General features: G+C 68.7%; 22 protein-coding genes and 1 riboswitch. Of the genes, 10 read left to right on the top strand and 12 right to left on the bottom strand.

What is annotated here, in order from left to right:
- Positions 1–7: 7 nt before the first annotated feature.
- Positions 8–529 (bottom strand): DUF177 domain-containing protein, encoded by a 522-nt coding sequence (locus tag J2Y58_RS12000; protein WP_310103366.1) that lies wholly within the window; start codon positions 527–529, stop codon positions 8–10.
- Positions 526–1,035 (bottom strand): ubiquinol-cytochrome C chaperone family protein, encoded by a 510-nt coding sequence (locus tag J2Y58_RS11995; protein WP_310103363.1) that lies wholly within the window; start codon positions 1,033–1,035, stop codon positions 526–528. Before J2Y58_RS11995 ends, J2Y58_RS12000 begins: the two co-directional genes overlap by 4 nt.
- Positions 1,036–1,155: 120 nt before the next feature.
- Here J2Y58_RS11995 and J2Y58_RS11990 point away from each other — a divergent pair, with 120 nt between their 5' ends.
- From J2Y58_RS11990 to J2Y58_RS11965, 6 genes are all read left to right on the top strand, one after another.
- Entirely contained in the window at positions 1,156–1,623 is a 468-nt protein-coding gene (locus J2Y58_RS11990; protein WP_310103360.1) for an outer membrane protein assembly factor BamE, read from the top strand.
- Positions 1,624–1,848: 225 nt separating this feature from the next.
- The gene (locus J2Y58_RS11985) at positions 1,849–3,210 is read left to right on the top strand and encodes a glycosyl transferase family protein (protein ID WP_310103357.1); all 1,362 of its coding nucleotides are present in this window, start codon (positions 1,849–1,851) and stop codon (positions 3,208–3,210) included.
- A complete protein-coding gene (locus J2Y58_RS11980) occupies positions 3,207–4,253 on the top strand; it encodes a hypothetical protein (RefSeq protein WP_310103354.1) in 1,047 nt (348 codons plus the stop codon). The genes J2Y58_RS11985 and J2Y58_RS11980 overlap by 4 nt, the downstream gene beginning before the upstream one ends.
- A 204-nt stretch (positions 4,254–4,457) precedes the next feature.
- Positions 4,458–5,372 (top strand): sulfite exporter TauE/SafE family protein, encoded by a 915-nt coding sequence (locus J2Y58_RS11975; RefSeq protein ID WP_310103351.1) that lies wholly within the window; start codon positions 4,458–4,460, stop codon positions 5,370–5,372.
- 41 nt (positions 5,373–5,413) lie between these two features.
- Positions 5,414–6,130: a TIGR02186 family protein gene (locus J2Y58_RS11970; protein WP_310103521.1), complete on the top strand. Its 717-nt coding sequence runs from the start codon at positions 5,414–5,416 to the stop codon at positions 6,128–6,130.
- A 106-nt stretch (positions 6,131–6,236) separates the two neighbouring features.
- Complete coding sequence (locus J2Y58_RS11965; RefSeq protein ID WP_310103348.1) at positions 6,237–7,910, top strand: helicase HerA domain-containing protein; 1,674 nt, start codon at positions 6,237–6,239, stop codon at positions 7,908–7,910.
- Here the strand turns inward: J2Y58_RS11965 and J2Y58_RS11960 are convergent.
- From J2Y58_RS11960 to J2Y58_RS11950, 3 genes are all read right to left on the bottom strand, one after another.
- Positions 7,907–8,314: a DUF1810 domain-containing protein gene (locus J2Y58_RS11960; RefSeq protein WP_310103345.1), complete on the bottom strand. Its 408-nt coding sequence runs from the start codon at positions 8,312–8,314 to the stop codon at positions 7,907–7,909. The genes J2Y58_RS11965 and J2Y58_RS11960 overlap by 4 nt on opposite strands.
- Before the next feature lie 435 nt (positions 8,315–8,749).
- Complete coding sequence (locus tag J2Y58_RS11955; RefSeq protein ID WP_310103343.1) at positions 8,750–9,805, bottom strand: GGDEF domain-containing protein; 1,056 nt, start codon at positions 9,803–9,805, stop codon at positions 8,750–8,752.
- Between the two features lie 219 nt (positions 9,806–10,024).
- Positions 10,025–10,558, bottom strand: coding sequence for a redoxin domain-containing protein (locus J2Y58_RS11950; protein WP_310103340.1), 534 nt, complete (start codon positions 10,556–10,558; stop codon positions 10,025–10,027).
- A gap of 112 nt (positions 10,559–10,670) precedes the next feature.
- Between J2Y58_RS11950 and crtY the strand changes: the two genes are divergently transcribed.
- A complete protein-coding gene (gene crtY, locus J2Y58_RS11945) occupies positions 10,671–11,828 on the top strand; it encodes a lycopene beta-cyclase CrtY (RefSeq protein ID WP_310103337.1) in 1,158 nt (385 codons plus the stop codon).
- Positions 11,825–13,309, top strand: a complete 1,485-nt coding sequence (locus J2Y58_RS11940; RefSeq protein ID WP_310103334.1) for a phytoene desaturase — start codon at positions 11,825–11,827, stop codon at positions 13,307–13,309. The genes crtY and J2Y58_RS11940 overlap by 4 nt, the downstream gene beginning before the upstream one ends.
- Before the next feature lie 234 nt (positions 13,310–13,543).
- On the opposite strand, the gene thiC is transcribed toward J2Y58_RS11940, so the two are convergent.
- The 6 genes from thiC to J2Y58_RS11910 all read right to left on the bottom strand — a co-directional run bounded on the left by thiC (position 13,544) and on the right by J2Y58_RS11910 (position 20,184).
- Positions 13,544–15,388 (bottom strand): phosphomethylpyrimidine synthase ThiC, encoded by a 1,845-nt coding sequence (thiC, locus tag J2Y58_RS11935; protein ID WP_310103332.1) that lies wholly within the window; start codon positions 15,386–15,388, stop codon positions 13,544–13,546.
- 38 nt (positions 15,389–15,426) lie between these two features.
- A riboswitch (TPP riboswitch) is annotated at positions 15,427–15,538 on the bottom strand.
- Positions 15,539–15,622: 84 nt separating this feature from the next.
- Entirely contained in the window at positions 15,623–16,690 is a 1,068-nt protein-coding gene (locus J2Y58_RS11930) for a ferritin-like domain-containing protein (RefSeq protein ID WP_310103330.1), read from the bottom strand.
- Between the two features lie 67 nt (positions 16,691–16,757).
- A complete protein-coding gene (locus J2Y58_RS11925) occupies positions 16,758–17,822 on the bottom strand; it encodes a ferritin-like domain-containing protein (protein ID WP_310103328.1) in 1,065 nt (354 codons plus the stop codon).
- 248 nt (positions 17,823–18,070) lie between these two features.
- Positions 18,071–18,952 (bottom strand): MipA/OmpV family protein, encoded by an 882-nt coding sequence (locus J2Y58_RS11920; RefSeq protein ID WP_310103326.1) that lies wholly within the window; start codon positions 18,950–18,952, stop codon positions 18,071–18,073.
- A 64-nt stretch (positions 18,953–19,016) separates the two neighbouring features.
- Positions 19,017–19,337: a DUF2141 domain-containing protein gene (locus J2Y58_RS11915; protein ID WP_405053097.1), complete on the bottom strand. Its 321-nt coding sequence runs from the start codon at positions 19,335–19,337 to the stop codon at positions 19,017–19,019.
- A complete protein-coding gene (locus J2Y58_RS11910; RefSeq protein ID WP_310103517.1) occupies positions 19,306–20,184 on the bottom strand; it encodes a sterol desaturase family protein in 879 nt (292 codons plus the stop codon). Before J2Y58_RS11910 ends, J2Y58_RS11915 begins: the two co-directional genes overlap by 32 nt.
- Before the next feature lie 58 nt (positions 20,185–20,242).
- Between J2Y58_RS11910 and J2Y58_RS11905 the strand changes: the two genes are divergently transcribed.
- Positions 20,243–21,055: an inositol monophosphatase family protein gene (locus tag J2Y58_RS11905; RefSeq protein ID WP_310103324.1), complete on the top strand. Its 813-nt coding sequence runs from the start codon at positions 20,243–20,245 to the stop codon at positions 21,053–21,055.
- On the opposite strand, the gene J2Y58_RS11900 is transcribed toward J2Y58_RS11905, so the two are convergent.
- Positions 21,052–22,620, bottom strand: coding sequence for a glycoside hydrolase 43 family protein (locus J2Y58_RS11900; protein WP_310103322.1), 1,569 nt, complete (start codon positions 22,618–22,620; stop codon positions 21,052–21,054). The genes J2Y58_RS11905 and J2Y58_RS11900 overlap by 4 nt on opposite strands.
- A 239-nt stretch (positions 22,621–22,859) precedes the next feature.
- Here J2Y58_RS11900 and J2Y58_RS11895 point away from each other — a divergent pair, with 239 nt between their 5' ends.
- Positions 22,860–26,078, top strand: a complete 3,219-nt coding sequence (locus J2Y58_RS11895) for a TonB-dependent receptor (RefSeq protein WP_310103320.1) — start codon at positions 22,860–22,862, stop codon at positions 26,076–26,078.
- Positions 26,079–26,134: the final 56 nt, after the last annotated feature.

The following is a 26,134-nucleotide window of genomic DNA, read 5'->3' as shown; positions in this document are numbered from 1 at the left end:
GGACCGGCTATTTCTTCTCGAGCTTCGCCTTGAGCTCCGCCAGCGCACCGAAGGCGCCCGCTTCTTCCTCGCTGAGCACGCCGGCCTGTTTCAGCGCGTCGGCAGCCTGCGGGCTGCGCGGGAAGGGATCGAGCGCGAGCGCCATCGTCTCGGCCGCCGCCTCGCCCAGATCGATCCCGCCGCCCTCGATCTCGATCGTGTCCAGAGCGTCGCCCGACAGCTCGACTTCCTCGTCCCCGCCGCGGCCGGCGGGTTCGACGAAGCGCAAGTCGACCTCCTCGTCGACGGTGGCGGAAACCGGGTCGCCCGTCACCGCGCACGCCTGAACGACGTCCGCCGCGACCCGGCCGCGCGCCGCGACGCCGCCGGCCTCGCGTCGGATCGCGAACGTCGCCTCCAGCCGCTCGACCGCCATCAGCCGAAAGCGCCGCGCGAGCGCCAGCCGTTCGCTCTCGTCGGCCGCGATCGCGACCTGCCGTTCCTCGCCGCCGATCGTGTCGAGCCGCTCGACGCGCGCAAATTCGCTCATGGCATTCGTCCTTCCATCAAGTGCGGCAGCGGCACGTCGCCGAGCGCGCGACGCAGCGCGATCAGCCCGTCGCGGACGTGCGCCACCGCCGCAGGATCGGGCGCGATGCCGCGATACAGGTTGCGCACCAGCGCCGCGTCGAGATCACCGTCCGACAGGCCGTCGCGATAGGCGCCCAAGCGTCCGCCGAGCATCCCCATCATTCGTCCGACATGCTTGCCCACCACCATGTCGCCGAAACCGATTTGGCGTACCTGCGCGTCCATGTCGTCGACGAAGCGCTCGGTCAGCCGTGCGATCGGCTCCGCGCCGTGCGGATCGTCCTCCAGCCGCAACAGCACCATCGCCAGTACCGCCGCGACCATGTCGAACCGGCCGTCGAGCGTGTCGGGCACCGCGCCGTCCACATACCAGTGCGGCGACCGTGCGCGGGCGACCACCGCATCGTACAGCGGCAGTGCCGCGTTACGGTCGCGACCCCCCAGCACCTTCGTCAACCAGCCCAACGTCGTTATCCTTCTGCCTGCGCGGTCACGCGCGTGGCGGGTACGCTTGTTTCGCTCCGCCGCTCGGCATATTGAGGCGGACGGCCGCAAAGTCCACGCGTGCCTGTGACCGGAGTATCGATGCGCCCGCTGATCTTCCTCGCCCTGGCCGGCGCCCTTGCCGCGGGCTGTGCTCCGCTGCGTTCGCACCAGGGCTATATCGTCGACGCCGATCTGGTGAATGCCATCCAGCCGGGGGTGGACAACCGCCAGTCGGTGCTCGCGACGCTGGGCACCCCCAGCTTCGCGGCGCAGTTCAACCAGGGTGACTGGTATTATATCGCGCGCGACAGCCGCAATTATGCCTTCAATGCGCCGCGCCCGCGCGACCAGTTGACGCTGCAGATCAGCTTCGACCAGGCGGGGAACGTCAGCGCGATCCGCAAATCAGGGGTCGAGCAGGTCGTCAGCCTGAAGCCGTACGGCAAGACGACGCCGACGCTGGGGCGCGAACGCGGGTTCTTCCAGGACCTGTTCGGCAACATCGGCGCGGTCGGTGCCGCAGGCGGGCCGAGCGGCGCCGGGCCGACCGGGCGCAACGGACAGTAAAGCCCGGTACCGCTTCGGCCGCGCCGCCTGACACCCGACGGCGCGGCCGGTACCGGCTTGGGTCGGCACCGGTCCCGGAAAGGGGAACAAAGGGACCGCAGCGCCAACGCTTTCGCCCCCATTCGGTTCGTTTCGGGACAACGGTTGTTGCGAGGCGTTGCGCCCGGGCCACAGTTTCGCCACGAAATAGCAGGCAGGGGGCCGCGGCATGGCGCGAAACGGGGCATGACAGGCGCATTAGGTGCGTTCGATCGCGGATTGGCGGAGCTCGCGCTGTTTGCCGCGACCGTTATCCTGATCGGCGGCATCGACGACCTGCTGATGGATCTGGTCTGGTGGCGCGTCCGACGCGATGAACCGGTGCGCGGCGACGTGCCGCCTGCCCCGGCTTTGTCGCTGGCGGTGTTCGTACCCGCCTGGGACGAGCAGCGGGTGATCGGCGCGATGCTGTCGGCGACGCTCGCGCGCTACGACCATCCCGATTATCGCATCTATGTCGGATGCTACCCCAACGACCCCGGAACGCTGGCCGCAGCGCAGGCGGTGGCGGCAGGCGATGCGCGGGTCCGGGTCGTGACCGTGGCGCATGACGGGCCGACGACCAAGGCCGACTGCCTCAACCACCTGTGGCGCGCCCTGCGCGACGACGATGCCGCCGTCGGGCATCGCAGCGCGGCGATCGTCCTGCACGATGCCGAGGACGTCGTGCATCCGGCCGAGCTGCGCGTGTTCGACGATCACCTGCGCGACGCGGCGCTGGTGCAGCTGCCGGTCGTCCCGTTGATCGACCCGCGACGGCATTGGGTGTCCGGCCATTATGCCGACGAGTTCGCCGAGGCGCACCGCCGCGACCTGGTGGTGCGCTCGGCACTTGGTGCGGCGCTGCCGCTCGCGGGGGTCGGGTGCGCGATCCGGCGTGACGCGCTCGAGCGGCTCGACGACGGGCGCGGCACGCCCTTCGAGCCGCAGAGCCTGACCGAGGATTACGAACTGGGGCTGCGCGTCGCGGCACTGGGTCTGCCGGCGCGATTCGTTCGCTGGCGTGAGCGCAAAGGCGGCGCGCTGATCGCGACGCGCGCCTTTTTTCCCGACACGATCGACACCGCGGTCCGGCAGAAGGCGCGCTGGGTCACGGGGATCGCGCTGTCGGGATGGGACCGTACCGGCTGGGGCACGCGGCGCGACGTCGCCGAATATTGGATGCGGATGCGTGATCGGCGCGGGCTGCTCGCAGTGCTGGCGCTGCTCGCCGCCTATGCCGCGCTGGTGGGGTGGAGCGTGTCGGCGCTGGCGCATGCGTGGGGGGGCAGCGTCCTGGCGCCGGCGGGAACGGGGCTGCGCGCGCTCCTGATGCTCAATGCCGGTCTGCTGTGCTGGCGACTGGCGGCGCGCGCGATGCACACCGCCGCCGAGCATGGCTGGCGCGAGGCACGCCGGTCGGTCCCGCGTGCGCTGGTCGCCAACGGAATCGCGATGCTCGCCGCACGCCGGGCGGTGACGCGCTATGTCGCGACGCTGCTGGGCGCGGCGCCGCGCTGGGACAAGACCGCGCACCGTTTTCCCGAGATCCTGCCGGCCGCGCGGTGACCGGCGCGGGTCGGCCGCTGCGATTCCTGTTGCTGGTGCTGGGCGCGTGGATCGGCCTGCGGACGTGGCAGCTGTGGCCCGAGCCGCCGGTGCCGCCCGCCGCCCGCGATGCCGTCAGACGGGTGATGGCGCACGCGAGCGCGCCGGCCGTGCCAGCCATCGACAGAGCGGCGTCGGTCGCGGCACCCGCGCCGAGGATGGCGTCGGCCGCTCAAGCAGCACCCGCGATCGGAAGCTCGATCGGTGACGGTGGCCGGATGGGGCAGATGCGCGCGATTCCCGTGGACTCGCCCGAGGTCCCGGTCGCTGCTGCCACGCCAGTCGAGGAAACGCCGGCGTTCGTGATGGGGCTTCTGGGCATGGTCCGCTACGGCACGCCCGCGCCGCCGACGCCGACCGCGCGCCGCTGGTCGGCGAGTGCGTGGACGATTGTCCGTGCGTCGGGCGTGCCCGAGTTCGGGGCGGGGGTGGCGACACCGCAGCTCGGCGGCGCGCAGGCAGGGGTGCGGATCGCGCGAACGCTCGACCCGGCGGGACGCTTCGCGATCGCGGGACGGTTCGCCGCGGCACTCGGTACGCGCCAGCAGGAGGCGGCGGTCGGCATCGAGTGGCGGCCGCTGGCATTGCCGGTCCGCGTCGTCGCCGAACGCCGGTTCGGCGTGGCGAACCAGCGCGACGGCACGGCGGTGGGGCTGGTCGGCGGGGTGAGCGACCGGGCGCTGCCGGCCGGCTTCCGCCTCGACGGCTATGCGCAGGCCGGTGCGGTCGTGCGTGATGACGTCGAGGGCTATGCCGATGGCGCGGTGCAGGTCGCGCGGCCGGTGCTCGGCCGGTCCGGCGGCGTGGCGATCGCGCTGGGCGTCGGCCTGTGGGGCGCGGCGCAGCGCGGGGCGGCGCGGCTGGACGTCGGGCCGTCGGCGACGATCGAGGTGCCGACCGGCGCTGTGCCGCGCGTGCGGGTCGCGCTGGAATGGCGGAGGCGGGTGGCGGGCGATGCGCGGCCGGCATCGGGACCGGCGCTGTCGATCGGGACCGATTTCTGATGGTGTCTTCGTCGCAGAGGGTGACGCCTCATGGCACGTGCTTCAACAAGCTCGGCACGAACGGTCAGGGGAGTGCACGGGACGTCCACGGATCAAACCCGCGGGCTTGCGCGGGAGCGGGCGGTTGCCATGGCCAACGGCGCGATTCCGCCCGCGACTAGCGATGGCATCGCGGGCGCGAAGCGGGTAGCGGTCGGAGCCGTCATGGACATCTATCTGCCGATCGCGAACCTGTCGGTGAACGCGCTGGTGATGATCGCGCTGGGCGCGGGCGTCGGTCTGCTGTCGGGGATGTTCGGGGTCGGCGGCGGGTTCCTGACCACGCCGCTGCTGATCGTCTACGGCATTCCGCCGACCGTCGCTGCCGCCTCGGCCGCCAGCCAGGTGACCGGGGCGAGCGTGTCGGGGGTGTTCGCGCATTTCCGACGCAAGGGCGTCGATACCAAGATGGGCACGGTGCTGGTGATCGGCGGCGTGCTCGGCTCGCTGTTCGGCGCCTGGCTGTTCCGGCTGCTCCAGCAATGGGGGCAGATCGATACGACGATCGCGATCACCTATGTCCTGCTGCTCGGCTCGATCGGGGCGATGATGCTGAAGGAAGCGGTCGAGGCGATCCTGGTCGCACGCGGGCGCCGGACCGCGCGCGCGCGGCGGCGGCGGCACCATCCGCTCGTCGCCAGCCTGCCGCTGCGCACGCGCTTCTATGCCTCGGGGCTGTATATCTCGCCGCTCGCGCCGCTGTTGCTCGGCTTCTTCACCGGCATCCTGACGATCCTGCTCGGCGTCGGCGGCGGGTTCGTGCTGGTGCCGGCGATGATCTTCCTGCTCGGCATGTCGACGACGGTGGTGGTCGGGACCAGCCTGTTCCAGATCCTGTTCGTCACCGCCGCCGCCACGTTGGTCCACGCCACGACCACCAAGGCGGTCGATATCGTGCTGGCCGGGTTGCTGCTGATCGGGTCGGTGGCGGGTGCGCAGGTGGGGGCGCGATTCGCGGCGAGGGCCAAGCCGGAATATCTGCGCCTCGCGCTGGCGATCATGGTGCTGCTGGTCGCGGGGCGGATCGCGCTCGGGCTCGGCTGGCGGCCCGACGAACTCTACACGGTCGAGGTGTCGTGACGACGGCGCGGTGGCTGCTGGCGCTCGCCGCGCCGGTGATGATGGCGCAGGCCAAGCCGGTGCTGGTGCCCGACGTGTCGCAGCGCCGGATCGATATCGCCTACAGCTTCACCGGTGCCGAGCTGCTGCTGTTCGGCGCGATCATCTATCCCGGCGGGCGGTTGCCGGTCGGCGACAAGCGCACCGACGTGGTGGTGGTGGTGAAGGGCCCGACGCAGCCGATCGTGATCCGCGAGAAGGAAAAGGTCGCCGGCATCTGGGTCAATGCGGGGCAGCTGCGCTATCGCTCGGCGCCGTCCTTCTATGCGGTCGCCTCGTCGCGGCCGCTGGCGTCGCTGGTCGACGAACGGACGCGCGCGATCTACGAACTGGGGCTGGACAGCCTGCAACTGTCGCCCGCCTCCGCCGCTCCCTCGGCAGTGCAGAACCGCTTCACGCGCGGGCTGGTCGAGCAGCGGACGCGCACCGGATTGTTCTACGAAGCGCCCCGCGCGGTCGAGATCACCGATGGCGTGCTGTATCGCGCCCGCATCTCGATCCCGGCGCGGGTGCCGGTCGGGCGGTTCACCGCGGAGACGTTCCTGATCCGCGACGGGCGCGTGTTGGCGGTGGCGGTGCGCGAGATCGACATCCGCAAATCCGGCTTCGAGCGATTCGTCGCGCAGGCCGCGGATCGGCACGAATGGCTCTACGGCGGGGCGGCGGTGCTGCTGTCGGTCGCGCTCGGCTGGGGGGCGGGGCGGTTCGCGCGGCGCTGACGCCATTGTCGGTGAACGCGGCGGCGCGGGCCGCGCATCGCCATTCGAGAAGCGCGGTCAAGCGGCTGCACCCGATCTTTACGAAGCGGCGCTATCGCTGTCGGTCATGAACGATCTGACCGGTGCGTACGCCTTCGACGCCGCGATTGCCGCGGCCTTTGCGGGTCCTGCCTCTCGGCACGACTCCGCGCTGGCCATCGGCTATGTCCGCGAGATCGCCGGCGGTCAGGGCCAGCTGCTGCTCGATCCGGGCGCGCTTGCCGCGTTGCAGGCGCACAAGGACGGCGCGTTGCCGATGGCGGGGCAGGTCGGCGGGCAGGTGAAGGTGCGCGTCGCCGCGACCTGGCTGATCGCGACGATTCGCGCGCTGCGACTGGCGGGCGGTGCGAGCGATCCGGTCGTCGCGGACGTCGACTTCCTGGGGGAGGGCGATGAGGACCCGGCGAGCGGCCAACTGCGCGGGTTCCGCCGCGGCGTGACACGCTATCCGACGCCCGGCACCGACGTGCTCGCGGTGACGGGTGCCGAGATCCGCGAGATCTATGCCACCACGGGGCGCGCCGCGATCGAGATCGGCACCGTCCACCCGACGCGTGACGTGCGCGCCTCGCTGTACGTCGATGCGATGCTCGGCAAGCATTTCGCGCTGCTGGGGTCGACCGGTACCGGCAAGTCGACTGCCGCCGCGCTGATCCTGCACCGCATCTGCTCGCTGATGCCGCAGGGGCATGTCGTGATGATCGACCCGCACGGCGAATATGGCGCCGCGTTCGGCGATTCAGGTGCGCTGTTCGACGTCTCGAACCTGCAGATGCCGTACTGGCTGATGAACTTCGACGAACATTGCGAGGTGTTCGTCACCTCCTCGGGCACCACGCGGCAGGTGGATGCCGACATCCTGGCCAAGTGCCTGCTTGCCGCCAAGGCCAAGAGCCGCGCCGGGCAGGAGATCGCCAAGCTGACCGTCGATGCGCCGATCCCGTACCTGCTGAGCGATCTGATGCAGATCCTGCAGCAGGAAATGGGCAAGATGGACCGCGCCGGCGACACCTCGCCCTATCTGCGGCTGAAGAACAAGATCGACGAGGTGCGCGGTGACCCGCGCTATGGCTTCATGTTCTCCGGCATGATGGTCGGCGACACGATGGCGGCGTTCGTGCAGCGCATCTTCCGGCTGCCGGGGGGCGGCAAGCCGATCTCGATCATCGACGTGTCGGGGGTGCCGAGCGAGATCACCTCGGTGGTGGTCGCGGTGCTGAGCCGGATGGTGTTCGACTTCGCGATCTGGTCGCGCGGCGAGCCGCAGCGCCCGATCCTGCTCGTCTGCGAGGAGGCGCATCGCTACGTCCCCGCCGACGCCGAAGCGCGCGGATCGGTGGCGCAGATCCTGGGGCGAATCGCCAAGGAGGGGCGCAAGTACGGCGTGGCGCTGGGCCTCGTCACGCAGCGGCCGTCCGACCTGGCGGAGGGCGTGCTGTCGCAATGCGGCACGATCATCGCGATGCGGCTGAACAACGAGCGCGATCAGGCCTTCGTGCGCGCGGCGATGCCCGAAGGCGCGCGCGGCTTCCTCGACGCGCTGCCCGCATTGCGCAACCGCGAGGCGATCGTGTGCGGGGAGGGCGTGGGGATCCCGATTCGCGTCGCCTTCGATGCGCTGGAGGACGGGCGGCGGCCGGCGTCGGACGATCCGGTCTTCTCCGAACTCTGGCGCAACACCGGCGGCGAGGAGCAGATGATCGCGCGCACCGTCCAGCGCTGGCGCGCGCAGGGGCGCTAGCCCTCCAGCAGCCGCAGCGTCGCGGCATCCGGGCCGTGGAAGAAGGCCGCCAGCGTCTCTGCGACGACCGGCGGCGCGCCGGCGCGGTCGAACAGCGTCAACGACGAGCGAAGCTTCACCGCATCGATCCCGCCCAGAATCGATTCGGCCGGGCGGCCGCGGTGCGGGATGAGCGCGGCCGTGCTCTCCAGATAGCGGGGACCGAGCAGCGGGTGCGCGAGATAGGCGCGCGCCTCGGCGAGGTCGCGGATCGCGTAATGGCGGGCGGTGGCGCTGTGGCCGAGTCCCGCGATCTGCGGGAAGATGAACCACATCCAGTGGCTTCGTTTCGTGCCGCGGGTGAGTTCGGCAAGCGCGATGGCGTAATGATCGGCCTGCGCGGCGACGAAGCGGTCGAGGTCCATGGAGCGGCAACGCACCGGCGGGCGGCGCGCTCCCGCCGCGGTCAGACGAGCGCGGCGGCGGCGTCGACGTAGAGCAGCAGCGCGGTGGTCGCGAAGGCGGCGGCGCTGAGCAGCAGCGAGCGGGCGAGCGTGGGATAGGTCGACATGCGAGATACTCCGGTTCAGGCGATCGGCGAGACGGGGACGGCGGCGCTGACCATCACGGCGGCGACGGCGACGGCGCAAGCGACCGAGAGCAGCGACTGGCGAAGGGCGGCAAAACGAATGGTCATGTGATCAACTCCTGAGCGTCGGGCCGGAGCGTTCCGGCCCATGCCAGGATCTTTGCACGACGCGTGCCAAGTCACTTTCAAGAGCAAGCGGGCCGGGATTGCCGGTCGACTTGGCGTAGCGCGCCAGATCGGCACGGGACGATCCGCCAGATTGCGGCGCGGATTACGAGTTGCCGGGTTCCGAGCTGATCGTGCGTGCGCGCCCCTGATCCTTGGCACGGTACAAAGCGGCGTCGGCGCGGGCCATCAATGCGGCGCGTCCCTCACCGACGCGCCCCTCGGCGACACCGGCCGAAAAGGAAATCGTCCCGATCGGCTCGCCGGTCTCCCGGACGCGCGGCCGCCGTTCGGAGATGGTCGTGCGGACGCGCTCGATGACGGTCGTCGCTTCGTCGATCGGCGTGCCTTCGAACAGCAGCGCGAATTCCTCGCCGCCGTAGCGCGCGACCATCATGCCCTTTTCGGACGCCAGCGTCTGCGCGACCATGCGGATCACGCGGTCGCCGACCGCATGACCGAAATTGTCGTTGACGCGCTTGAAGTGGTCGATGTCGCAGATCGCGACGGTGACCGGCGTGTCGCGGTGGAGCGCGGCGAACGCTTCGTCGAAGGCGCGGCGGTTGGGCAGATCGGTGAGCGGGTCGGTGCGCGCCGAGCCGCGCGCCTCGTCGAGCGCGGTGCGCAGCTCCTCGCTTTCACGCAGCGCCTGGTCGAGCTTCGATTCGGCCTGGTGGACGCGCGCGATCATGTCGGCGGTCAGCTTGCCGATCGCCTCGATCCCCGCCTCGGCGCCCATATCGCGCATCGTGTCGGCGGAGCGTTGCAGGTCGCGCCCGAAATCGTTCGCCTCGGCATGGACCAGCCGCATCGTGTCGTCGAAACCGTCGAGCTGGAGCATCATCCGCTCCATGAGCGCCTGATGCGTATCGACGTCGCCGGTCATCGCCGATTCGTCATCGGCGCCGGAGTCAACCGGCGCTCCGGCGACCGCGATGCCGCCGAGCATCGTGATGTCCTGCGTGGTCAGACGGACGCCGCCATCGGTCAGCGACGCCACCCGCTGCGCCACGACACCGCCGGTGTTGACGACGACTTCATAGGCGAAGGCGTAGTGGCTGGGATCGGGGCTGAGCCGATGCGCCGCGAGAAACGCGCCGATGCGCGCGAACAGGCGGTCACCACCGTTCGCCTGACCGACATCGACCGCCTTGCTCGCCATCATCCGCCCCATAAAACCCCAACCGACGGAACGGGGATGTAGCGGCGGAACTCCTAAGATATGATAACCGCGAGTATCCTATCGAAATCGCGGCGAAAATTAAGATCGCCGGCGAACAGCGCCGGTGGGGTGCACCGTCCTTCGCACGACATCATCGTACCGCGCGCCGACCTGCACCGCACCGTCCGACGCCGCCGCCGTTCGGCCGTTCAGCCAAGCCTAGCGCGCCGACAGTTTCCGCACCGCCTCCAGCGAGCGCGTGACGTGTTCGGCGGGGTTCATGTCCGACCACACCGAGGCGATTCGCCCGTCGCGCGCGATGACGTAGCTGGTGCGGCTGGTCACCTGGCGGCCCTTGATCTCCCGGCCGAGCGCGACGTCATAGCCCGCGACGACCTTCGGACCGGCGCTGGCGACCGCGAACTTGCCCGCGCACTCGCTCGACGAGAATCGCTGGAGATCGGGCACGTTGTCCGCCGACATGCCGATCACGGTCGCTCCCGCGGCGCGGAAGGCGTCGACCTTCTCGGCGAAGGCGCGTGCCTCGGCATTGCAACCCCCGGTGAACGCGGCGGGGAAGAAGTACAGCACCACCGGCCCGCGCTTCAGCTGCTCGGCGAGGCGGATCGGCACCACCTTGCCCGCGATCGCGCCGCGGGTGGCGAAATCGGGTGCCTTGGCGCCGGGCGCCAGCGTGGCGGCGGCGGGCGCGGCGAGCGTGAGGGCGATGGCGGCGGCGAGCAGATGACGCATGACGACGACTCCGGACGGAGAGAAAGACCCGACACGCATAGCATCCGCCGACGGTTCCGCCAGCGGTGCGGCGGACTATCGCAACGCACGGCAATAGGATAGCGCAAGGCCCATGCCGGCGACCCACAAATGCGACCTTGCGATCGTCGGCGGCGGGCTGGCCGGGGCGCTGATCGCGCTGGCGGTGCAGTCGCGCCATCCGACATGCGACGTACGGCTGGTCGAGGCCGGCGAGACGATCGGCGGCAACCATTTCTGGTCGTTTTTCGGCGCCGACCTGCACGGCGCCGAACAGGCGCTGATCGCGCCGGTGGTGGCGCATGGCTGGGCCGATTACGACGTGCGCTTTCCCGATCACGCGCGGACGCTGGCGCAACCCTATTACACCGTGCGCTCCGCGGTGCTCGACGCGCATGTCCGCGCGCAGCTGCCGCGCCGTGCGCTGCTGACCGGACGGCACGTGCTGGCGTGCAGCGCGAGCGCGGTGGTGCTGGCGGACGGCGACCGGCTGAGCGCGGGCGGGGTGATCGACGCACGCGGGGTGGGCGACCTGTCGCTGCTGACCGGCGGGTGGCAGAAGTTCGTCGGGCACGAGCTGCGTGTGGCGGGCGGGCACGGCGTGACCCGCCCGGTGGTGATGGACGCCACCGTGCCGCAGATCGACGGTTACCGCTTCGTCTACCTGCTGCCGTTCACCCCCGACACGTTGCTCGTCGAGGACACCTATTACAGCGATTCGCCCGTGCTCGACGAACCGATGGTGGCCGCGCGCGTCGCCGATTATGCGCGCGACAAGGGCTGGCAGGGCGAGGTGATCCACCGCGAACGCGGCGTGCTGCCGGTGGTGAGCGGCGGCGACTTCGAGGCGTACTGGCGCTCGACCGGGCCCAAGGTCGCCAAGGCCGGAGTGCGCGCGGGGCTGTTCCATCCCACCACCGGCTATTCGCTGCCCGATGCCGCGCGGCTGGCGGTGCTGATCGCCCGCCAGCGCGACTTGTCGGGTGCAGCGCTTCACGACCTGACTTTTCGCTACGCCGCGCGTTCGTGGCGACAACGAGGTTTCTACCGGATGCTCGACCTGATGCTGTTCAAGGCCGCCGACCCCGACCAGCGCTATCGCGTGCTGGAGCGTTTCTATCGCCTGTCGCCCGAACTGGTGGCGCGCTTCTATGCCGCGCGTTCCACCGCGCTGGACAAGGTGCGGGTGCTGTCGGGCAAGCCGCCGGTGCCGGTCGGCCGTGCGATCGCGGCGCTGGGAGGCCGCGCATGATGCCGTCGACCGGGAAGCGCGCGGTCGTCGTCGGCGCCGGCTTCGGCGGCCTGGCGCTGGCGATCCGGCTGCAATCCGCGGGCGTGGCGACGACGATCGTCGAGTCGCGCGACAAGCCGGGCGGGCGCGCCTATTACTGGCAGCAGGACGGCTTCACCTTCGACGCCGGGCCGACCGTCATCACCGATCCGGCGTGCCTGGAGGAATTGTGGGCGTTGTCGGGACAGAAGCTGTCCGACGACGTGACGCTGGACGCGGTGCAGCCCTTCTACCGGCTGAACTGGCCCGACGGGACCAATTTCGATTACACCAACGACGACACCGTCCTTCGTGCCGAGATCGCGAAGCTGAACCCGGCGGATGTCGCGGGATACGGCCAGTTCCTCGATTACTCGGCGGGCGTGTATCGCGAGGGATACGAGAAGCTGGGGCATGTCGCCTTCCTCGACTTCGCGTCGATGGTGAAGGCGGCGCCGGCGCTGGCGAAATATCAGGCGTGGCGATCGGTCTATTCGATCGTGTCGAAGTTTGTCGCCGACGAGCGGCTGCGGCAGGCGCTGTCGTTCCACACGCTGCTGGTCGGCGGCAATCCGATGACGACCAGCGCGATCTATGCGCTGATCCACAAGCTGGAGCGCGACGGCGGCGTGTGGTTCGCGCGTGGCGGGACCAACCGGCTGGTGGCGGGGATGGTGGCGTTGTTCGAGCGGCTGGGCGGTACGATCCGGCTGGGCGATGCGGTGACGCGGATCGAGACGCTGGGCGACCGCGTGACCGCGGTGGAGACGGCCAGCGGGTGGCGCGAGGCGGTCGACATGGTCGCGGCCAATGCCGACATCATGCACGTCTATCGCGACCTGCTGCCCGAATCGGGGGCGGCGCGGCGGACCGCGGCGCGGCTGGAGCGCAAGCGCTACTCGCCGTCGCTGTTCGTCGTCCATTTCGGGGTAAAGGGGACGTGGCCGGGGATTCCGCACCACATGATCCTGTTCGGGCCGCGCTATAAGGGGTTGCTCGACGACATCTACGAACATGGGATGCTGAGCGAGGATTTCTCGCTGTACCTGCATCACCCGACCGTCACCGATCCCTCGCTGGCACCGGAGGGCGATTCGACCTTCTATGCGCTGGCGCCGGTGCCGCATCTCGGCAAGTTCACCGGCGATTGGGAAACGGTGAAGCCGATCCTGGAGAAGCGTATTTTGGACGAGGTCGGGCGGCGGCTGATCCCCGACATCCACGACCGGATCGTGACCAAGTTCAGCTACGCCCCGACCGACTTCGCGCACGACCTGAACGCGCACATGGGCAGCGCGTTCTCGCTGGAGCCGATCCTGACGCAGAGCGCGTATTTCCGGGTGCATAACCGCGACGATGCGATCCCGAACCTGTATTTCGTGGGGGCGGGGACGCACCCGGGGGCGGGGATTCCGGGAGTGGTCGGGAGTGCGAAGGCGACCGCGGCGTTGATGCTGGGGTGAGGGGTGCCAGTCGATCAACGCCGATATCGGGTGGGACGCGCCGCGACGCTTTATTCGGGCGGATCTGGTGCGCGCGAGCCGGAACGGCTGACAGACGTTGACGCCGCCTGGCAAGGTAGATGCACCGAGCAGGAAAAGGGTGCGGTTGCCGTTCGAGCGAATGGGCGCGCCCTGACAGGCAGCGTGAGCCGGTGAGACGGGCGGCTCTATCGAAGTGACAGGGCCGCCGTCTCCTCACTTCGCCGGCAGGTAAACCTCGCTACCCGTCTCCTTGAACCGCTCGCTCATCTCCGCCATCCCGGCCTCGGCATCCTTCGCGGCGACGAATGTCTCGACCGGCGCGTTTTGCTTCGCCGCAAAGTCACGCACCTCCTGCGTGATCTTCATCGAACAGAATTTCGGGCCACACATCGAGCAGAAATGCGCGGTCTTCGCGCCCTCGGCCGGCAAGGTCTGGTCGTGGTACGATTCCGCGGTGTCGGGATCGAGCGACAGGTTGAACTGGTCGCGCCAGCGGAACTCGAACCGCGCGCGTGACAAAGCGTCGTCGCGCAGCTTGGCGGCGGGGTGGCCCTTCGCCAGATCGGCGGCGTGCGCGGCAAGCTTGTAGGTCACCACGCCGACCTTCACGTCGTCGCGATCGGGCAGGCCGAGATGCTCCTTGGGCGTGACGTAGCAGAGCATCGCGGTGCCGTACCAACCGATCATCGCGGCACCGATGCCGCTGGTGATATGGTCGTAGCCCGGCGCGATGTCGGTGGTGAGCGGCCCGAGCGTGTAGAAGGGCGCCTCGCCGCACGCCTCGAGCTGCTTTTCCATGTTCTGCTTGATCTTGTGCATCGGCACGTGGCCCGGCCCCTCGATCATCACCTGCACGTCCTGCTCCCAGGCGCGCTTGGTGAGTTCGCCCAGCGTATAGAGCTCGGCGAACTGCGCCTCGTCATTGGCGTCGGCGATCGCGCCGGGGCGCAGGCCGTCGCCCAGCGAGTAGGCGATGTCATACGCCTTCATGATCTCGGTGATCTCGTCGAAGCGTTCGTAGAGGAACGATTCCTTGTGATGCGCCAGGCACCACTTTGCCATGATCGACCCGCCACGCGAGACGATGCCGGTGACGCGCTTGGCCGTGAGCGGCACGTAGGGCAGCCGGACGCCGGCGTGGATCGTGAAATAGTCGACGCCCTGTTCGGCCTGTTCGATCAGCGTGTCGCGGAAGATCTCCCACGTTAGTTCCTCGGCGATGCCGCCGACCTTCTCCAGCGCCTGGTAGATCGGCACGGTGCCGATCGGCACCGGCGAGTTGCGGATGATCCATTCGCGGGTGTCGTGGATGTTGCGCCCGGTCGACAGGTCCATGACCGTGTCCGCGCCCCAACGGATCGACCAGACGAGCTTGTCGACCTCGGCCGCGACGTTGCTGGCGACCGCGCTGTTGCCGATGTTGGCGTTGATCTTGACCAGGAAGTTGCGGCCGATCGCCATCGGCTCCGATTCCGGGTGGTTGATGTTCGACGGGATGATCGCGCGGCCGCGCGCGACCTCGTCGCGGACGAATTCGGGCGTCACGTAATCCGGGATCGCCGCGCCAAAGCTCTCGCCGTCGCGGACATATTCCTTCAGCATCTCGCGCCCGAGATTCTCGCGGGTGGCGACATATTCCATTTCGGGCGTGATGATGCCGCGGCGCGCATAGTGCATCTGGCTGACGTTCGCGCCCGCCTTCGCCCGCAGCGGGCGGCGGTTGACGTTCGGGAAGGGTTGGACGCCGCCCGAGCGGTCGGGGCCGAGCTGGCCATTGTCCTCCGGACGGATCTCGCGCGCATCGTAGGCCTCGACATCGCCGCGCGCCATGATCCAGTCGCGACGGCGCGGGGCGAGGCCGGCCATGATGTCGATCCGCGCGGTGGGATCGGTGTAGGGACCGGAAGTGTCGTAGACGTTGAGCGGCGGCTCGCCGCACGACGGATCGAGGTCGATCGCGCGCATCGCGACGTTCAGCGGGCCAACGTGGATCTTGCGGCTGCCACGGATCGGGCCGGTGGTGACACCGATCTCGGTGCGGGCGGGGATGTCTGCCATGCGTCGTCTCCTCGTGGTCCGGGAGGAAGACGGTGGGTCCGGGGACGCCGCTCCACTCCCTACGCCGGTGTCAGCCGGATCAGGTTCGGCGGGTCGAGGGCTGCCACCCTCCTCTCAACCGCAGCATCGGCGGTCCCCCGGGGAAGCGGCAGTATAGGGGCGTGTTCGAGGACTACCAACGAAAAAGGCCGCGCCCGCCGTAACGGACGCGGCCTGTCTCGCGCAGATGCCCGATCAGCCGGTCGCGGCGCTGGTGCGCAGCGCGGCGATCGAATTGTTGGTGCCGGCCGGGAAGAAGCCGCCGGCGGTCGCCGCCGCCTTGGTCAGATAGGCGATGTTGTGAACCTGGAAGGAGTTCCGGCTGTAGGCCACGCCGTTGGCGTCGGCGGGGACGATGTTGGCGACCTGCGCGCCGTTCACCGTTTTGGTGATGCCTTCGTCCAGCTCGTTGAGGTTGGGAAGCTTGTCGGTGCCGACGCCGTCGAGGCTGTCGCGATAGTCGGAGATCGCGTTCGCCTCGGTGATCGCGTTCGGCGTGCCGGTGGCGAGCAGCCCGAGCCGGTAGAGTTCGGCACGGATCAGCCCGGCGTGATACGCCTCCGCCGCCAGGATGCCCGCGGCGGCCTCCAGATAGACCGCACTGCCGATCAACGGCGAGGCGCCCTTGTAGGCGGTGACCCCGACGTCCTCGAAGAGGTAGGCGGCGAGCAGGAAGTTCTCGTCGCTGGCATAGGGATCGAAGGTCTGGCTATCGGTGATGATCTTGGCTTCGCGCGCCGCCTTCGTGAAGGCGCCGGTCGCGCCGCCGTCGATGTTGATCGCGGGCTGCGAAATGACCAGCGTCGAACCGGCCGCGGCTAGCGTGGTGCGCAGGAAATTGACGTGCGCGATCTCGTCCGCGGCGATCTCGCGCGCATAGCTGGCGATGACCGGGTCGCTGAACTGGACCGCGCGCCCGCCGGTGACACCGCCCTGCGCGCCGACCGCGCCCGTGGTGCTGGCGGCGGGCAGCCCCTGGCCGAACGCAGCGTAGGAGTAGAATTGCGCCTCGAGATATTCGAGGTTCAGCGCCAGTTGCAGGATGCCGACGTCGGTCGCGACCCCGGTCGAGGTCGCGGTGGGCGACGGCGTGGGGTCGGGCGCGGGCGTCTGGCTGTTGTTGTTGTCGCTGCCGCAGGCGGACAGCAGCGCGAAGCCGCCGACCGCGGCGGTCGACGCGCCGGCCAGCTTCAGGAAGCGGCGGCGCTCGGCCCGGCGGGCCTCGGCGAGTTCGAGGGCGGCGAAGACGGAATCCTTGATCATGGCATCATTCCCTGGTGCGGGGCGTATCGGAAAGGCGGGAGCGAAGGCGGCGGAGGTGCCGCGCGCGTCACGCCGATGCCGCGCTCGTCTTGATGTTGCCGTTGACGCCGGCGGGGAAGAACCCGCCGCTCGTGACCGCCGCGGGGTTGAGGTAGACGATGTTGAGCACCTGTGCCGGCGAACGGCTGAAGGCCAGGCCGTTGGCGTTGAGCGGCATGATGTTTGAAACCGGCGCACTCGGATTGGTGAGATCCGGTGCGATCCCCTGATCGGCATCGGGTCCGATCCCGCGGGTCGCATCGACCGCCGGATTGCCGTCGAGCCGGTCGCGCGCGTCGGAGATCGCGGTCGTTTTCTCGATCAACCCCAGCGACGGCGTGGCGAGGCCCTTGCGGTACAGCACCGAGCGGATGATCGCGGCGTGATACGCCTCCACCGCCAGGATGCCGGCGGCGGCCTCCAGATAGAGTTTGCTGGAGAGCAGCGCGGGGGCGGCGCCCTTGTATGCGGTCACCCCGACGTCCTCGAAGAGATAGGCGCCGAGCAGGAAATTCTCGTCGGAGGCATAGGGATCAAACGCCTGACCCGCCACGACCAGCCCCGCGGCGCGCGCCGCGACGCTGAAGGCGCCGTTGGGGTCGGTGCCCAGGTCGATGCGCGGCTGCGCGAGGCGTGACGCATCGGTGAACTGATTGCGCAGGAAGCGGACGTGCGCCAGCTCGTCCTGGTAGATCTCGTTGGCATATTGCTGGACGACCGGATCCTTGAAGGTAACCGCGCGCCCGCCCGTCGCAGCACCGGCGGTGCCGAGCGCGCCGCTGATGTCGGCGGCGGCCAACGCGCTGCCGGTGACCGCGAAGGCGTAGTAATTCGCCTCGAGATACTCGAGATTCAGCGCGAAGTTCAGCACATCCGCTTCGGTGACGGTCGGGGTCGGAGTGCCCGAGGGGGTGGGCGACGGCGATGGAGAGGGCGTCGGCGACGGGGCGGGCGTCGTCTGCGCCTGCGCGCCGCCCGCCAGCGCGGCCGCGCCGGCCGCGACGCCCAGCGCGCCGGTAAAGAAGGCGCGGCGCGAGTCGCGGCGACGCACGCGGGCGTCGAGCGTCTCGATCAGCTGGTCGCTATCGGTCATGGCAGGCTCTTCCTCATCACAGCTGCGCCCGGCGGCGCGTATGACGCGGTCGTAGGCGAGCAAGGCCCGGTCGCGAAAGAGGAAGCGTGCGTGGCGGCTGCGATATTTGCGGCGGTTGGATGTTCGGGGGCGCCGGTTTGGGGACAGGTGGTGTCGCGGCGAAGCCGCGACGTCGGTCGGGGGCGGCGGCCCCCGCCAGCCGGTCTTGGGCGAATTCCGGCGCAGCGTGCGCCGGGCTGCCCGGCGACCTAGAACGTATAGCCCACGCCCAAGGCGGCGAGCCACTGGCTGCGCGAGCCGGCGACCGACACGACCGGCGTGTCGCCGAAATCGTTCAGCATCTTCTTGTATGTCACGCCGCCGATGACCTTCCAGCCCTTCAGCAGGTTACCGGTGAGCGAATAGGTGCCTGCGATCCCGGCGGTCCAGTGCTTCCACCCGCCGCGGGTGCGGAATTGCGGAAGGCCGCTCGCGAGCGATTGCGCGGCATCGACGTCGAAATAAGTGCGTGCGAAGCCGCGTTCGACGCGCTCGGCCGAGGCGAACAGCCCCACGCCCGCCTTCAGGCTAAGCGGGGTGAAGTAATTGACCGACGGCGTCCAGATGCCGCTGCGGTGCACGCCGCTGACGTCGTGCCGGTAGCTGAGCGACGCCGACAGCTTGTCATAGGGGCTGGTGATGACGCCGGTCTTGCCGAGCCCGACATAGCCGCCCAGCTCGACCGCGATGTCGCGTTCGCCCAGCGCGCGTATGCGCCGGTCGTCGATCGCGTTGTTGTTGTTGCGGTTGAAGTTGACGACCCCGATCGGTCCCGCCTGCACGTCCCAGCTGGGGCCGCTCGGATTAGGGATCAGGTCGATCGAGGCGCGGTTGCCGATCACCTGGAATGCGAAGTTGCGGAACGATCCGATCGCGGCGGGACCGGGGACGACGCGGTAATTGTCCGAGCCTTCGTAGTCGGGAAGATAGGCCGCAGCGACCGCGACCGTCGCAGTGTCGCCGACCACCATCGCGTCGGGTGCCGGGTTCGGCTCCGCTGGCAACGATCCGCTCTGCGCCAGCGCGGGCGCGGCCAGGCAGGCCAGCGCCACGGCCAGCAGCGAACGGGTGGTGAGACGGTTGACGCGCACGTAAATTCCCCTTTTGGTCTGCGCGCCCAACCGTCCGGCGAGGATTTGGCTCCGTGGCGACCGGTCAGAGAATGTAGTGCATCCGCACCTGTTGCTCTTCGGCATCACTATCGAGCCGGAAGCGCGCTGCGTTGAAGCGCGGCGGACCGAAGCGGATCGCCGGATTGCGGGAAAAGCCGAAGCCCTCCTTGGGAATACCGGCGAAGGTATCCAGCTTCTTGTTGTCGTTCTCGTCGTGGATCACCGCCACCGCATAATCGCCGCGCGGCAACCCGCCGAACCGAATGCTGTGCTGCCCGGCCGGGACCGAGCGGGTGACCGCGTCGCGATCGTCGACGCACTTCGGGAAATTGTCAGGATCGGCGGTCAGGCACAGCCGCAGCATCCCTTTGGCCGAGCGGAGCTGGGCGATCTCCACCTGCAACGATCCGACCGGCGCAGCGCCGATCAGCGGCAGTGCCAGCAGCGCCGTGCCTGCCGCCCTTCGCAGCGCCCGCTTTCGCATGGATGCGCGCGAAGTCGCCGAGCCCGTCGTCGGTGCCGCACAGCCGATCCCAGAAGCGGAAATAAAGGCCATAATTACATCCGTAGCGTTCGTGGTGGCGCTGATGATGGCTCGCCGTGATCAGCCATCGCCCCACCGGGCCGTTCCACATGAAGCGCGGAAACATTTCCCAGCCCATATGGTTGGTTACACCCATAACCGTCATGGTCGCGAGCACCAGCCCCAGTGCGGCGACATGGATCGGAATCACGAAGACCAGTAGCGGAATGGCCACAGCGCCGGTCACCGCCTCGATCGGATGAAAGGCCATCGCGGCCCAGGCGGTCGGCGGGCGGCTGGCATGGTGGACCGCATGCGCCAGCTTGAACACGCGCGGGCGATGCATCCAGCGGTGCGTCCAGTAGAACCAGGTGTCGTGCGCGACGAGGTACAGCAGCACCGAGACGGGCAGGTACCATAGCGGATAGGCATGGACGTCGTCGTAGATGCGCGTCCACCCGTGGTTCTGCCACCCCCAGGCGACGATGCCGGCCGGTACGCCGTAGATGAGCGACGACGCCAGACTCCACGCGATCTCCCGGCGGATTTGCGGGTCAAGCCCGGCGTAGAGCCGTGGATGGCGCAACCGCGTGGCGAGCGCGAACCCGCCGCTGGCGGCCAGGTAGCGAACGCCGACGATGACGCTCATCGCCAGCGCCGACAGCAGGATAGCGATCGCGGCGGACATCACGGAGGACATGGTCATCGCTCCTAGCGCATCGCAGACCGGCGCGATAGGCAGGGTCATGCCCGTACGCCCCGCCGACATCGCCCTCGCTCACCGCCTCGCCGACGCCGCCGGCGCGGTCATCCGCCCCTATTTCCGCCAGCCAGCGGGCATGGAGCTGAAGGAGGATCGCTCGCCGGTCACCCGCGCCGACCGCGAGGCGGAGGAAGCCATGCGCCGCCTGCTCGATGCCGAATGCCCCGGCGACGGGGTGGTCGGCGAGGAGCATGGAACCAAGGACGGCGTGACCGGGCGCCAGTGGGTGCTCGACCCGATCGACGGAACGCGCAGCTTCACCGCGGGGCGCGCGATCTTCGGCACGCTGATCGCGCTGGTCGAGGATGGCTGGCCGGTGCTGGGGATCATCGACCAGCCGGTGCAGCGCGAGCGCTGGACGGGGGTGGCGGGGCGCCCGACGCTGTTGAACGGCGCGGCAGTGCGGACGCGCGCGTGCGCGGCGCTGGAGGGGGCGATCGTCGCGACGACCAGCCCGCATCTGTTCGAGGACGCCGACGTGCCGCATTTCATGGCGCTGGTCACCGCGGCGAGCGGCGGGGCGCCGCGGCAAGGCCCGGTCTATGGCGGCGACTGCTATAATTACGGGCTGCTGGCGAGCGGGTTCCTCGACATCGTCTGCGAATCCGGGCTGCAACTCTATGATTTCGCGGCACTGGCGCCAATCGTCGAAGGTGCCGGCGGGCGGATGTGCGACTGGAACGGCGACCCGTTGACCGCCGACAGCGCGGGGCATGTGCTGGCGATCGGCGACCCGGCGCGGACCGACGACGTGCTGGAGGCATTGCGCAACGTCGCGCACGACCATCATCACTAAGGCTTTGACAAGGTGAAGCGATCCACGTCGAGCCAGCCGCCCTTGCCGGCCGGATTGTAGCAGGACAGCGCGAACTGGACGCCCTGGAAGGTGCCGGTCTGCCAGTCGAAGACGAGCGGAACGGGGCCGCCCAGGGACACGAAACGGCGGCCATCCTCGCTGAACGAGAGCGTCGCGGTCTTCGCGGGGAAGTCCATATCGGTGCGTAGCCACAGGCGGGTGCCGGCGAGGGCACGCCCGGGCTCCAAAATAGCGACGTGGGGACCGTTCCGGCGATCCTCGGTGACGCGCATCGTCAGTTTATTCACGCCGCCGAGCACCGACAGCTGCGCGCTGAACTTGCCGAGCGTGCCGAAGCCGCAGACGTCGCCCCGCTTCAGCCCGCGCGTGTCGACCAGCACCTCGCCGCGTGCGCGCGGCGCCTGCGCTTTCTGGACGAGCGTGTTGCGCGCCCACCAGAACTGCGTGCCCGGCGCGGCGTGGAGGCGCAGCCAGCCGGGGCGTTCGGCGAGCGACCAGAGCCGGTCGATGGGATTGTGGTTCCATTGCCACTGTCGGCCGAGCGCGCGCCCGGCGAAGTCGTCGCTCGACGGGGGTTCGCGGAACGGCTGCCCCGTGATCGGCTTGGGGGCGACGTCCGGGACACGACCCGGAGCGGCGGGGGTGCCCCAGACCGGCCAGTCGTCCTGCCAGAACACCGGGCTGATGTTGGTGACGCGGCCGATCGCCCCCGAAGCGCGCATGACGAAGCCGTACCAGCCGCCCTCCTTGCTCCCCGGGGGCAGATCGACGAGCGCGCCCTGGTGGCCGCCGGTGGTGTCGTCGATCTGCGCGCGCGTCTCCCATGGACCATCGAGCGCGCGGGCGCGCGACACGGTGAGCGCGAGTTTGCCGGGAATGGCGTTGAAGAGGTAATAGAAGCCGTTGCGCTTGAGCAGCTTCGAGCCCTCCGCGCCCTTGTTGTAGTAGATGACGCGCGAGGCGGTGATCCGCGTGAGGTCGCGGTCGAGCGTGTGGAGCGTGATCGTCCCGTCGCTGCCGATCGAGGTGGCGAGATAGACCTGCCCGTCGTCGTCGAAGAACAGCGCCGGATCGAAGGCCGCACGGTCGAGCGTGACATGCGTCCATGGCCCGCGCGGATCGCGGCTGCGGTAGATGCGGGTGTGCTGTCCCACGGGCGTGACCGCGACATAGAAAGTGCCGTCGCGATAGCGCAGGCTGGGGGCGTAGATGCCGTGCCGGTACGACCCGCCATCCGCCATGTCGAACCGGGGCGAGCCGTCGAGCCGCGGAAGCAGGTGCGAGACGATGTCCCAGTTCACCAGGTCGCGCGAGTGGAGCAGCGTCAGCCCCGGCGCGTTGGCGAAGGTGGTGCTGGCGAAATAGAAGTCGTCGCCGACGCGGATGATGTCGGGATCGGGATAGTCGGCATTCAGCGGCGGATTGGCATAGGTGCCGTCGCCGCGATCGCTGCGCCAGACCTGCGCCGGCGCGGCGGCGGCGAGTAGCGCGGCCGCCGCCGCCAGCATGTGCCGCCCTGCCGCGACCATCACTCCGTCCGTCATTCCCATCCCTCCGAGGACCAATCCCGCAAACCATTGCGAAACCATGGGCCTCGCGGGAATGAAACTGTTCCACACTCCTGAAAAACCTTGTGTCTTTCGCGCAACACTCCGTCGCAACATCTTGCCGATACGACTGTAAGCCCGATTGACAGCGGTCGGCCCCCTGATAGCGATATCAGCAATCGCGCAGAAGGTGCGAGCGACATCGCGGCCAAATTGCCGCCATGCAGGAGGGGATGATGATGAAGGGAAGCCGTATTCTGGGCGCGCTCGGGCGCTCGACGTCGATGTGGGCGCTGGCGATCGGCGCCGGCGTGATCGGCACGGCGGGGGCACAGACCGCCCCGACCACCACGCCGAACAGCCCGACCAACGCGCAGCCCGCCGACGCGACGGCACCGCAGGGCGACGCGACGGCGCCGCAGGACACCAGCACGGCGACCGGCGCCGACGCGGGGAGCGACGACATCGTCGTGACCGGCGTGCGCGCCAGCCTTGATCGCGCGATTGCGATCAAGCGCGACTCGCCGGGCGTCGTCGACGCGATCAGCGCCGAGGACATCGGCAAGTTCCCCGACACCAACCTGGCCGAATCGCTGCAGCGCATTACCGGCGTGTCGATCAACCGCGTGAACGGCGAAGGCTCGCAGGTCGCGGTTCGCGGCTTCTCGGGCGGCTACAACCTCGTCACGATCAACGGCCGCCAGCTGCCCGCCACCAACATCGACACCAGCGGCGGCAATCTGTTCGCGCGCGGCGCGGGTCGGTCGTTCGACTTCCAGAACATCGCATCGGAAGGCGTCAGTGCGCTGGAGGTCTACAAGACCGGCCGCGCCTCGGTGCCGACCGGCGGCATCGGCGCCACGATCAACATCGACACGCGCAAGCCGCTGAACTCGCGCGAATCGGGCGTCAGCGGCTCGATCGGCGCCAAGGCGCTGTACGACAATTCGGTCGAAAATTCCGAAGACAAGAAGCACCGCGTGACGCCGGAGGTTTCCGGCCTGCTCAACTATCGCAACGACGACGACACGTTCGGCGCCGCGGTGTTCGGCAGCTACCAGCTGCGCTACTCGACCTCGGCGCAGTCGAATCCGAACTATTGGAACGTCGTCCCCACCGCCGACTTCTTCAATCCGGGTACCTACATCAATTCGATCACCAAGATCGATGGCGGACGCCCGACCGCGCCGTACGTGCTGGTGCCCAACGACAGCCGCTACCAGTTCTCGGAAAACCGCCGCGAGCGCATCAACTTCCAGGGCGTGCTGCAGTTCAAGCCGACCGATACGCTGGAATTCACCGTCGACAGCCTGTTCGCGCAGAACCGACTGCGCGAAATGCGCAGCGAGCAGACGAACTGGTTCAACCGCCCGTTCAGCGAAGTCCGCTTCGACGACAATCCCAACATGGCGACCGCGATCTTCCTGCGCGACTATCTGCCGACCAGCCCGAAGGACGAGGGCTTCGAGCAGCAGCAGGCCGCGACCAAGGCGCGGCTGGCGTCGGTCGGTGCGAACGCCAAGTGGGAGTTCGCACCGAACCTGACGCTGGTCGTCGACGGACACCATTCGGTGTCGACCTCGTCGCCGGACAACCCCAACGGCACCACCGCGACGACGGTCGCGCTGGGCGCGCCGGTGATCCAGGGCCATTCCCTCGACTTCAGCACCGGCTTCCCGCAGCAGGCGCAGACCATCAACGACTGCTATCGTGCGACCCCCGGCGCGACCCCGAAGGGCAATTGCAACGGCGTGCTCGACATCGGCGATCTCGGCTCCGCACCGGCGCGCACGATCACTTCGCGCCAGACGCAGCGGATCGACCAGATCCAGGCGCGGCTGGGCTGGGACCTGGGCGGCGGCAGCCGCTTCGACGTCGGCGGTTCGTACACCGACTCGAAGATGCGCTCGACGCAGGGCCAGACGCAGCAGACGCTGGGCGACTGGGGCCTCCAGAATCCGGGCATCATCAGCCAGCTGGCCCCGAACCTGGTCAATCAATATTGCCTGACCTGCAAGTTCGACCATTTCGACCCGAACTCGTCGGGTTCGTCGCTGATCGCGTTCCGCGGCAATGCGATCGACCTCTACAACGTGCTGAGCCCGTATTATTCCGGGCTGGGCGCGCCGCCGGTGGCGTCTGCGCCCGCCGACGACACGGTGCAGGAGAAGGTCTGGGCGGTGTTCGGGCAGTTCACCTGGAACGGTGAGGTCGCCAACCGTCCCGCCAACCTGGTGATCGGTGCGCGGTACGAGCAAACGCGCGTCGTGTCGGATGCGGTGCAGACCTACAACAACATCGTCTGGACTGCCGACAACGACTTCCGCGGCGATGCCAGCGGCGTGTTCACCGCGATCCGCCAGCGCGGCAACTACAACAACCTGCTGCCGTCGGTCGACTTCAGCATCGAGCCGATCACGAACGTAAAGGCGCGCGTGTCGTTCAGCCGCACGCTGGCACGGCCGGACTATGGCAACCTGTTCGCGACCGCCTCGGCGGGTGCGCCGGGCCGTCCGACCCTGCTGGGCGGGATTCCGACCGGCAGCACGGGTAACGCCGGGCTGTTGCCGCTGCTGTCCGACAACTTCGACGTGTCGCTGGAATGGTATTACAAGCCGTCGAGCTTCGTCTCGATCGGCTTCTTCGACAAGCGTGTCGCCAACTTCCTGGGCACCGGCGTCATCAACCAAAACCTGTTCGGGTTGCGTGACCCCAGCTCGGGTGCGGCGGGATCGCGGTCGGGCACCGCGGCGGCGTTCCTGCGCTCCAGCGGCTACGACCTGAGCGACGTCAACCTGTTCACCTACACCGCGCTGCTCGTCCAGAATGGTGGGAACCAGGCCGCGGCGACGCAGCAGTTCAATGCCAATTACGTCCAGGGCCAGGGGCTGCAGCAGACGTTCGTCGACCAGATCCTGGCGCAGGTCGACGTGGCCGCCAATGCGAACGATCCGCTGTTCAACTTCTCGGTGTCGCAGCCGATCAACAACCGCGAAGGCAAGATCAACGGCTTCGAACTGGCGTGGACGAACTTCTTCGGCAATACCGGCTTCGGTTTCGCCGGGTCGTTCACGAAGGTGAGCGGCGACGTGAACGTCGATCCGTATGCCGACCCGACCGTCAACATCTTCGCGCTGACCGGGCTGGGCAACAGCGCCAACGCCACCGCGATCTACGACAAGGGCGGCATCTCGGCGCGTGTCGCGTACAACTGGCGCGACAAGTATCTGACCGCGACCAACCAGGGCGGCAACCGCAACCCGTTGTTCGTGGCGCCGTTCGGGACGCTGGACGTCAACATCAGCTATGACGTCAACGATCAGATCGCGGTCACGCTGGAAGGGATCAACCTGACCAGCGAGAGCGTGAAGACCTATGGCCGGACCGAGCGCAATCTGGTGCTGGCCCAGGAACTGAAGCCGCGCATCCTGCTGGGCGCGCGCTACAAGTTCTGATCGCACGCGATCAAGGAACCAAGTGGAGGGCCATCGCTTGCGGTGGCCCTTTGCGT

Origin of the sequence: Sphingomonas sp. BE138 (genome assembly GCF_031456125.1) — a bacterium.
Classification (GTDB): Bacteria; Pseudomonadota; Alphaproteobacteria; order Sphingomonadales; family Sphingomonadaceae; genus Sphingomonas.
Note: the sequence above shows the minus strand (reverse complement) of the source record. Positions and strands in the feature narration are given on the sequence as shown.

Coding starts and splice junctions, on each gene's coding strand:
- J2Y58_RS11905 (WP_310103324.1), top strand. CDS start 20,243: ATGCCCGTACGCCCCGCCGACATCGCCCTCGCTCACCGCCTCGCCGAC.
- J2Y58_RS11965 (WP_310103348.1), top strand. CDS start 6,237: ATGAACGATCTGACCGGTGCGTACGCCTTCGACGCCGCGATTGCCGCG.
- J2Y58_RS11990 (WP_310103360.1), top strand. CDS start 1,156: ATGCGCCCGCTGATCTTCCTCGCCCTGGCCGGCGCCCTTGCCGCGGGC.
- J2Y58_RS11940 (WP_310103334.1), top strand. CDS start 11,825: ATGATGCCGTCGACCGGGAAGCGCGCGGTCGTCGTCGGCGCCGGCTTC.
- J2Y58_RS11985 (WP_310103357.1), top strand. CDS start 1,849: ATGACAGGCGCATTAGGTGCGTTCGATCGCGGATTGGCGGAGCTCGCG.
- J2Y58_RS11910 (WP_310103517.1), bottom strand. CDS start 20,184: ATGTCCGCCGCGATCGCTATCCTGCTGTCGGCGCTGGCGATGAGCGTC.
- J2Y58_RS11925 (WP_310103328.1), bottom strand. CDS start 17,822: ATGACCGATAGCGACCAGCTGATCGAGACGCTCGACGCCCGCGTGCGT.
- J2Y58_RS11950 (WP_310103340.1), bottom strand. CDS start 10,558: ATGCGTCATCTGCTCGCCGCCGCCATCGCCCTCACGCTCGCCGCGCCC.
- crtY (WP_310103337.1), top strand. CDS start 10,671: ATGCCGGCGACCCACAAATGCGACCTTGCGATCGTCGGCGGCGGGCTG.
- J2Y58_RS11975 (WP_310103351.1), top strand. CDS start 4,458: ATGGACATCTATCTGCCGATCGCGAACCTGTCGGTGAACGCGCTGGTG.
- J2Y58_RS12000 (WP_310103366.1), bottom strand. CDS start 529: ATGAGCGAATTTGCGCGCGTCGAGCGGCTCGACACGATCGGCGGCGAG.
- J2Y58_RS11955 (WP_310103343.1), bottom strand. CDS start 9,805: ATGGCGAGCAAGGCGGTCGATGTCGGTCAGGCGAACGGTGGTGACCGC.
- J2Y58_RS11960 (WP_310103345.1), bottom strand. CDS start 8,314: ATGGACCTCGACCGCTTCGTCGCCGCGCAGGCCGATCATTACGCCATC.
- J2Y58_RS11895 (WP_310103320.1), top strand. CDS start 22,860: ATGATGAAGGGAAGCCGTATTCTGGGCGCGCTCGGGCGCTCGACGTCG.
- J2Y58_RS11900 (WP_310103322.1), bottom strand. CDS start 22,620: ATGACGGACGGAGTGATGGTCGCGGCAGGGCGGCACATGCTGGCGGCG.
- thiC (WP_310103332.1), bottom strand. CDS start 15,388: ATGGCAGACATCCCCGCCCGCACCGAGATCGGTGTCACCACCGGCCCG.
- J2Y58_RS11915 (WP_405053097.1), bottom strand. CDS start 19,337: ATGCTGCGGCTGTGCCTGACCGCCGATCCTGACAATTTCCCGAAGTGC.
- J2Y58_RS11970 (WP_310103521.1), top strand. CDS start 5,414: ATGGCGCAGGCCAAGCCGGTGCTGGTGCCCGACGTGTCGCAGCGCCGG.
- J2Y58_RS11930 (WP_310103330.1), bottom strand. CDS start 16,690: ATGATCAAGGATTCCGTCTTCGCCGCCCTCGAACTCGCCGAGGCCCGC.